The organism is Pantoea sp. S62, assembly GCF_016658625.1.
Lineage (GTDB): Bacteria > Pseudomonadota > Gammaproteobacteria > Enterobacterales > Enterobacteriaceae > Pantoea > Pantoea vagans.
In genome coordinates this window covers 61,988-68,238 of sequence record NZ_JACVVI010000022.1, presented here as the reverse complement: position 1 = coordinate 68,238, position 6,251 = coordinate 61,988, and the positions used below count along the sequence as shown (strand labels likewise).

5 protein-coding genes and 1 pseudogene are annotated in these 6,251 nt (G+C 59.5%); 2 read left to right on the top strand and 4 right to left on the bottom strand.

Going from position 1 to position 6,251, the window contains the following annotated elements; genetic code table 11:
• Window positions 1-280: 280 nt before the first annotated feature.
• Entirely contained in the window at window positions 281-1,579 is a 1,299-nt protein-coding gene (locus tag IBT54_RS22710) for an NCS2 family permease (protein WP_218832237.1), read from the bottom strand.
• Window positions 1,580-2,001: 422 nt separating this feature from the next.
• Between IBT54_RS22710 and IBT54_RS22705 the strand changes: the two genes are divergently transcribed.
• Window positions 2,002-2,745, top strand: a complete 744-nt coding sequence (locus IBT54_RS22705) for a response regulator (protein WP_201253134.1) — start codon at window positions 2,002-2,004, stop codon at window positions 2,743-2,745.
• A 39-nt stretch (window positions 2,746-2,784) separates the two neighbouring features.
• Here the strand turns inward: IBT54_RS22705 and IBT54_RS22700 are convergent.
• A pseudogene (locus IBT54_RS22700) lies at window positions 2,785-3,485 on the bottom strand (SDR family oxidoreductase).
• A gap of 158 nt (window positions 3,486-3,643) precedes the next feature.
• Here IBT54_RS22700 and IBT54_RS22695 point away from each other — a divergent pair.
• On the top strand, window positions 3,644-4,528 hold the full coding sequence (locus IBT54_RS22695) for an AraC family transcriptional regulator (RefSeq protein WP_201253133.1): 885 nt from the start codon (window positions 3,644-3,646) through the stop codon (window positions 4,526-4,528).
• 52 nt (window positions 4,529-4,580) lie between these two features.
• Here the strand turns inward: IBT54_RS22695 and IBT54_RS22690 are convergent, their stop codons facing one another.
• Both IBT54_RS22690 and IBT54_RS22685 read right to left on the bottom strand, forming a co-directional pair.
• On the bottom strand, window positions 4,581-5,264 hold the full coding sequence (locus tag IBT54_RS22690; RefSeq protein ID WP_201253132.1) for a D-lyxose/D-mannose family sugar isomerase: 684 nt from the start codon (window positions 5,262-5,264) through the stop codon (window positions 4,581-4,583).
• 43 nt (window positions 5,265-5,307) lie between these two features.
• Entirely contained in the window at window positions 5,308-6,246 is a 939-nt protein-coding gene (locus IBT54_RS22685) for an ABC transporter substrate-binding protein (RefSeq protein WP_201253131.1), read from the bottom strand.
• Window positions 6,247-6,251: the final 5 nt, after the last annotated feature.

Below are 6,251 nucleotides of genomic sequence, written 5' to 3'. Positions count from 1 at the left end.
ACGTCGGCGAAAGGACGGTTCGCGCCAGGAATGGCGCGTCCGGACGGTCCGTCGGCCGCAGGACGTGACGAGGGCACCCCGCACAGCGGGGCGCGCAGGCAGCCGGACGCCGGGATTGTCAAGGGGCGGGCGTCCGCCCCTTGACGCGTCCGCCTGCACCGGCAACCTGAAACTCCCCATCGCCTGGCGGGCGTAACCTTCTCAGTGCCAGCCCGCTGCAAAGCGATCCCTTCTCAGCCTCTGCCCGCTGCTAAGCGTTCCTTAACCGCAACGCGGTAAATTAAGCACTTAACCACCCAAGCTTAATCACAAACAAAATCGACAGAATCACCAGCGCCGCATTTACCTCCTTCACACGACCGCTCAGCAGCTTCACCAGCGTCCAGGTAATAAAACCAAACGCGATGCCGTTAGCAATAGAATAGGTCAGCGGCATGGTCAGCGCAGTCACGGTAACCGGCGCGGCCGTGGTGATATCTTTCCAGTCGATATCCGCCAGTCCCGATGCCATCAATACCGCCACAAACAGCAGCGCAGGCGCAGTGGCGTAAACCGGCACGCTGGAGGCCAGCGGCGAGAAGAACAGTGCCAGCAGGAACAGCACACCCACCACGATCGCTGTCAGTCCGGTACGGCCACCGGCACTCACGCCCGCCGCCGATTCCACATAACTGGTGGTGGTCGAGGTGCCGAGCAGTGAGCCAAACAGTGCAGCCGCACTGTCGGCAATCAGCGCACGCCCCATCTTGGGCACATTGCCCTGCTCATCCGCCAGACCGGCACGTTTAGTCACGCCCAGCAGCGTGCCGGTGTTATCAAACACATCGACAAACAGGAAGGCAAAGATCACGCTGATCAGGCCGACGTTAAATGCCCCGGCGATATCCAGTTGCAGGAAGGTCGGTGCGATGGATGGCGGCGCAGAGAAGACGCCCGCGAACGGCGACAGACCGATGCCCATCGAGATAAAGGTCACCAGCAGGATGCCGATCAGCACCGCACCGGTCACGCGACGCGCTTCCAGTACCACGATCACCACAAAGCCAAGCATCGCCAACAGCGGACCCGGTTTGGTCAGATCGCCAATGCCCACCAGCGTCGCCGGGTTATCGACCACGATGCCCGCCCCTTCCAGGGCAATAATCGCCAGGAACAGCCCGATACCTGCACCAATCCCGGCGCGCAGCGGCAGCGGGATACTGGCAATAATCCACTCGCGGATTTTAAACAGCGACATCGCGAAGAAAATCACCGCCGAGAGAAACACCGCGCCCAGCGCAACCTGCCACGTGTAGCCCATGTGCAGCACCACGGTATAGGTGAAGAAGGCGTTCAGTCCCATGCCGGGTGCCAGCGCGATCGGGTAGTTGGCGATCAGCCCCATCAGCACGCAGCCAATCGCCGCCGCCAGACAGGTCGCGACAAACACCGCGCCCTTATCCATGCCGGTTGCGCCCAGAATGCTCGGGTTCACAAACAGAATATAGGCCATTGCCAGGAAGGTAGTGATCCCGGCGATAATCTCGGTACGAACCGTGGTGTTATGCGCTTTGAGTTTGAATAGTTTTTCTAACATCATCATCTCTCGATACAGGAGACAGCCGTCTCTCTTGCCAAAGGGGTTTGTATGCTGATTATTCTGTTTCCGGGATATGGATGCTGGCCGCTGCATACTTGCGTGCCAGAACCGCCTGAAATCCCTGACTTACCCACTGCCCAAAGCAATTGCCATGCCATCTGCTGACGCAATCGATTACCTGGCATAGCTGGACACGCCTAAGAAGATTCCGAATCAAAACAGGGCGCGATTATGGTGCAATGCACCGATCCCGCGCAATCGTTTTCCTGCGGCAAATCAGCAACCGCCAAAAACTCTGCGCCAGCGCACGCTTCCAGACTCTCACAGGCGAAGCGGGTCACGTTTCAGCATGCTGCTTCAGCAACCTTCTCTGGCCTGTGTAGACTCCAGAATTAACTCTTTCGTAACATTGAGGCCGCGCCATGAAGCCAGCGATTTTGGTGGTGGATGATGATCCTGCTGTCTGTGACGTCCTGCAGGATGCGTTAAGTGAACATCTGTTAACGGTCTACCGCTGTCATCAGGGACGCGAGGCGCTATCGATGCTCAGCGAGCACCCGGAGATTTCGCTGGTGATGCTGGATATGATGCTGCCCGATACCAACGGGCTGCTGGTGTTGCAGCAGCTCCAGCGTCAGCGACCCGAGGTACTGGTGATTATGCTGACCGGTATGGGGTCCGAAGCGGAGATGGTGGTGGGTCTGGAGATGGGCGCAGACGACTACATCGCCAAGCCTTTTAATCCCCGCGTGGTGGTGGCCCGCGCCCGTGCCGCTTTGCGTCGCAGCGGGCGTATTGCACAGGCCGATCCTGAACAGGCGGGCTGGCGGTTTGGCGGCTGGCAACTGGACGATGGCCGCTGCCAGCTGTTTAATCCGCAGCGCGAACTGGTGCCGCTGACCCAGGGAGAATACAGCCTGCTGCGCGCGCTGGTGCGTCACGCCCGTAAGGTGCTGACCCGCGATCAGCTGCTGGAGCTGACCCACAGTGAAAGTCTCGATGTGTTTGACCGCACCATCGACGTGCTGATTATGCGACTGCGCCGCAAAATTGAAACCAACCCGCATCAGCCTGACCTGATCCGCACCATTCGCGGGCTGGGTTACGTCTTTTCCGCTGACGTGATGAAACCGGAAATCGCGCCGCGCGCCAGCCAGATCGCCTGAGTCATTCTGAGCGGCCTGCCAGTGACAGGCGTGCTCACCTCAGTCGTCATACGTTCCGCCCCAGGCACGCGGCACCAGATCCCCCTGTGCCTCTCCGCTTTCAACCATTGCCAGAATTTTTTCCGCCACGCGCTCAGGCGCGTGCGCGAATGCGGCGCTCTGCTCAGCCTGCGCAATCGCGGCTTCCTGTCCCGACTTCACCGACTGATAAAATTCTGAGCGGGTCATAAACGGATACACCGTGGAAACCGTAATCCCGGCCTCAGCCAGTTCCAGCCGCGCCACGCCGGAGAGCATATTCAGCCCCGCTTTGGAACTGGTATAGGCCGCCGACCCTGGATACGTTGCCAGCGTCGCCCCAGAGCTGACGTTGATAATGCGCCCTGCCGCCGCATTGGTGGGATCACCGCCTGCATCATCATCAGCGGGGCAATCAGGTTCAGCTCAAGCAGCGCCCTGAATTCCGCCGCCTCTATTTCCTCAACCGCCGCGTACAGCCCCTGCCCGGCATTGTTGATGAGCACATCAATCTGGCCAAAGCGTGCCAGCCCCTGTCTGACGGCGTTTGCAATCTGGTCAGGCTGAGTCACATCGCAGGCTACTGCCAGCGCTTTGCCTGATCCATCCGCGAGAGCATCCAGTCGGTCTTTGCGTCGTGCCAGTAAGATAACCCGCGTACCCGCCTGCAGCGCCGCACGCGCCGTGGCTTCACCGATCCCCGATGATGCGCCGGTAATCATGATTACTGCTTCTTCAATTTTCATTCCATACCATCCTGCTCAAAGACCAGAGAGCGAGAATAATCCTCAGCCGGTTGCGCGGCGGCTGCAATCCTGCCTAAAATTTGCCCATTCCTGCTTTCTCCTGTCAGGCGCTGAATCCGCCGGAGTCACGCAATATGAAAGGCCTTGAAGCGTTAAGAGATGAAGTGCTGGCGTGCGCGGCAGACGACCTCACTGCGACGACGATTCCGCGCGTGGATCTCTATCGCGTCAGCCAGCCGATGGCTCTGCCGCCAGAAATCTATCCGCCGTTCGTCAGCCTGATTCTGCAGGGAGAAAAAAGGCTGCAGGTGGGCGCACAATCCATCCGCTATTCCGCAGGTGAAATGTTTACCGCGTCGTTCGATCTGCCCGCCACTGGCGACATCACTGAAGCCAGCGAAGCCTCGCCCTATCTCGCCGTACGTCTGACGCTCGATTTCGCCGCCATCAGCGATCTGCTGCATCAGATGCCTGTGACCGCTCTTCACGCTACGAACAAAGGCATTTCGGTTAACAGGGTGGATGATGCGCTGGCGGATGTCTGGCTGCGGATGGTGCGCCTGCTGACAAAACCGGAGGAGATCGCGGTGATGGCGCCGCTGGTGGAGCGCGAGATGCTTTACCGGCTGTTGCAGGGTACGCAGGGCGGCGTGCTGCGTCAGGCAGCAGAGTTAAACGGGCATTTTGCGAAGATCAGAAAGGCGCTGGTCTGGCTGCGCGCGCACTATGCCACCGCGTTTCGCATTGAGACGCTGGCAGCGATGGCGGGCATGAGTCTGTCGGCCTTCCATCGTGGCTTTCGGGCCACCACCGGGCTTTCGCCGCTGCAGTATCAAAAACATCTCCGGCTCTATGAGGCGCGCAAAGCGCTGGTGCTGCGGCCCGGCAATGTCGCCGCCGTCGCGGCAGATGTGGGCTACGAGAGTCTGACGCAGTTTACCCGGGAATATGCGCGCCTGTTCGGTGAACCGCCCGCACGCAGCATCAGAAAACTCAGGCTGACCGGCACTGAAACATGACAGATAAGCGAACTTGATGCGCCCTGCCATTCTGCGCTCAGTGGAGGGCAACTCACAGAAAGCCGTTCGCATAGTCATTACACAGCAGCCAGCGCGGCGCTTCATCCTCATTCAGCGGATTAAAACGGGCCAGCGGCGTCAGAAACACGTTGTCATTTTCATCATCGTTGGGCATCGATACCTCACCCACCAGCACGTCGCCGAAGCCATTTTCGCCCCAGAAACTGTGCCAGACGCCCGCCTCCAGCGTCACGCTTTCACCCGGAGAGAGTCGCAGCTGTGTTCCGACAGCATGGATCTGGCGCAGGCCATCCAGCGACACCGCCACTGGCGAGTCTGCCAGCCCGTCGCCGTCGCGGTTATGCAGTTCGACAATCAGGTTGCCGCCGCCGCGATTGATAATGTCTTCCATCTTGCGCGGATGATAGTGCATCGGCGTCAGCTGCCCTTCGCGCACGTGCATGATCTTCTCGGCGTAGGATTTATGCCACGGCTGTCCGCCTGGCGAGCCGTTACGCAGCGTAAACAGCGTTAGGCCGGTCTGCATAAAATCTGCCGCGCCAAAGCTGGTGAGATCCCAGCCCAGCCGCAGCGCCAGAATCTCCTGTATCACGTCGCGATCCTGCGCACGCCACTGGCTGACGCTGTAATCGGCCCACGGCGGCAGATGCACATCCTGCTGGCGGAAAAACTCGCGCGTATGCTGCAGGTAGTCATTAACCTCTGAACGTTGCATGGTGGCCTCCTGAGAGCGGCACCCGAAGGTGCCGCCCTGACGCTTATTTCACCGTCCAGCCCTGATAGCTGCCGATATTATTACGATCGATCAGTTTCACCGGGATCAGCACCGGCTTATCCGGCGCGGGTTTGCCCTGCAGGATGTCATAGCCAATCTCAACCGCTTTAGCCGCCATCACCTGCGGATCCTGGGCGGGCGTGGCGACAAACAGCGAGTTTTTACGCTTCAGCGCCTCTTCCCCGTCCGGCGATCCATCGACGCCCACGATGAAGAATTCGCTGCGCTGCGCCTGTTTCGCGGCTAAGTCCGCGCCAATCGCTGTCGGGTCGTTGATGGCAAACACGGCGTCAATTTTCGGGTTAGCCGAGAGCAGACCGGTCATCACTTCCAGTCCGCCTTCACGACTGCCTTTGGCGTTCTGGTTGTAGGAGAGCAGTTTGATGTCCGGATGGGTTTTCAGCTCGTTCATGCAGCCTTCAACACGGTTCTGTACGGCTGAAACCGGCGGTCCGTTGATGATAACCACGTTGCCTTTGTTCTTCAGGCGGCCAGAAATATATTTACAGGCCATTGCGCCCGCCTCGGTGTTATCGGAGGTGATGGTCGCATTGGCGCCATCGGCGGCCACGTCAACCGCCACCACCACGATACCGGCGTCACGCGCCCGCTTCACCGCCGGGGCGATCCCTTTGGAGTCCGCGGCGTTGAGGATAATCATGTCGACTTTGGCCGCAATAAAGTTATCAATCTGGCCGACCTGCTGACCGAGGTCGTAGCCGCTGGAGACCAGCGTGACATTGACCTTATCGCCCGCCAGCTGACGCGCCTTCATCTCTGCGCCTTTAGTGATCTGCACGAAGAAGGGGTTAGCCAGGTCGCCGACCGTGACGCCGATAGATTTGAGTTCTTTTGCCTGAGCCAGGCCGGTGCTGAACAGCGTTGCCGCCAGCAGCCCGGTTACAATCGGATTAAAACGCATAGACC